1 protein-coding gene is annotated in these 2141 nt (G+C 40.8%); it reads left to right on the top strand.

The window, feature by feature from the left end; genetic code table 11:
- A partial coding sequence (locus tag GJU43_RS22650; protein ID WP_154344173.1) for a condensation domain-containing protein occupies positions 1-2141 on the top strand: 2141 nt, incomplete at both ends.

Raw genomic sequence — 2141 nt, 5'->3', positions numbered from 1 at the left:
GCCTCGGCGGATTCGTTATTGTGTTATTACAGCGGAACAGAATACGGTTCCGGAGAATTGCGTTTGCTTTTATCGGCGCAATTGGACCGCAGCAGTATTCCGGATTACTTTATTTATCTGGAAGAGTTTCCGTTGACCTTAAATGGTAAAGTTGACAAACGTGCCTTACCGAAACCATCAGAATTATTGCGAGGCAGCAATTACGAAACACCAGTCGGAACGATTGAAACTTCCCTTAGTACGATCTGGGCCGAATTGCTGGGCGTTCCGCAAAGCAGTATCGGAAGAAATAATTCGTTTTTTGATTTAGGAGGATCTTCTTTAAAAGCAATGCAATTAATTACACATGTCTATAAAAAGCATGATATACAATTAAGTATTGCGGATGTTTTCAACTATTCAGAATTAAAGGCACAAGCAGCTTTGGTGTCAAATTCCACTAATAAAACTACATACACGGCTATACCAAAAATCGCTCTACAGGAAGATTATGCGCTTTCTCATGCACAGCGTCGTATGTGGCTTATTGAGCAGCAAAAAGGAGAGAGTTCTTCCTTTAATGGTGTAGATGTCTATCGTTTAGAAGGAAATTTAGACATAGAGGCTTTAACCCAATCATTCAAAAGATTAGTAGAGCGCCATGAGAGCCTTAGAACGATCTTTATCTTAAAAGACGGAGAACCACGTCAAAAAATAGTAGAAGCCCATGAATTTGTGGTTCATATTGAAACCATAGATCTTAGCGCAGCTCCCGAAGGCAGAAGTATATTCGTAGAAGAATTGCGTCACAAGCCTTTCGATCTTAGCCAATGGCCGTTATTCCGAATAAAATTACTCTCTTACGGAGCAAACACCTACGATTTGGTGTTTGTTGACCATCATATCATTTCAGATGAATGGTCGATTCAGATTCTGGTACGTGATTTAGTGAGCTATTACAATGCATTAGTTTTAAAACAGGAAGTTTCCCTGGAACCCTTGCCGATTCAATATAAAGATTACGCGGCGTGGCAGTCTTCAATGGTAAAGACGGCTGAATTTGAAGCTTCCGGAAGCTATTGGAAAAATCATCTGGCAGATGCTCCAAGAATAGAATTGGCATCAGATCGTCCGCGTCCGGCAGTAATAAGCGATAAAGGGGCACAGCATCATTTTTTATTTTCTGCTGCAGCAAGTGAAGGATTAAAAGCAATATGCGCTGCATCAGGATGTACCTTATTTATGGGGGTTAGTGCGTTAGTCTATGCCTTATTGTACCGTTACACCGGGCAATCGGATATTACTTTAGGAACACCGGTAGCAGGCAGAAACCATGCTGATTTGGAGAATCAAATAGGTCTGTATATCAATACTTTGGCACTGCGTGCACAATTCAGAGGTGATGATAGTTTCAACGAATTACTGGCTCATGTAAAACAGGTATGTTTAGAGGGTTTTAGCCATCAGGCCTATCCTTTTGACGTATTAGTAGAAGATTTATGGAGCAATATTGATCAAAACAACCCTTCTTTATTTGATGTGGTGATTATTCTGCAAAATGTTGACCTGCAATTGATGGACACCTTAAAGATGGAAGGTCTGGAAGTGGCCTCTGTTAACGAAGAGTTAGAAATCAGTAAAGGCGATTTACGTTTTCAGTTTGTAGAGCACGAACATGCTATCGAGTGTGGTATTGAATACAATACCGATTTATATGATGCCGACCGAATAGTGCGTATGCAGCATCACATCGAAAATTTAGTAGCAGAAATTTTAAATACGCCTGAAACTTCCATGAAGGATTTAACCTATCTGGGCGAAGAAGAATTGTCTTCAAATGGCTGGTTTGAAAAGCCTGTACAAAAAACAGCTCCATCATACCTTCACAAAAGTTTCGAGGACATTGTAGCTACATATCCGGAGCATACGGCAATACAAGAGGCTAATGCCCATACGACTTACGCCTCGTTAAATGCATTTGCGAACCAGTTAAGCGGTTTGTTAGTAGATACAGGCTTGTCTTCTGATAATTCTGTTGGGGTATTATTGCCAAGCGGAAAAGAACTCATCGGAAGCTTACTGTCGTGTCTGAAGACCGGAATTACCTATGTGCCTTTATCAAATAGTTTTTCGCAGGCCAGAATGCAGCAGGCGGTTTCAGA

This window comes from Flavobacterium sp. LC2016-23, assembly GCF_009674775.1.
Lineage (GTDB): Bacteria > Bacteroidota > Bacteroidia > Flavobacteriales > Flavobacteriaceae > Flavobacterium.
Note: the sequence above shows the minus strand (reverse complement) of the source record. Positions and strands in the feature narration are given on the sequence as shown.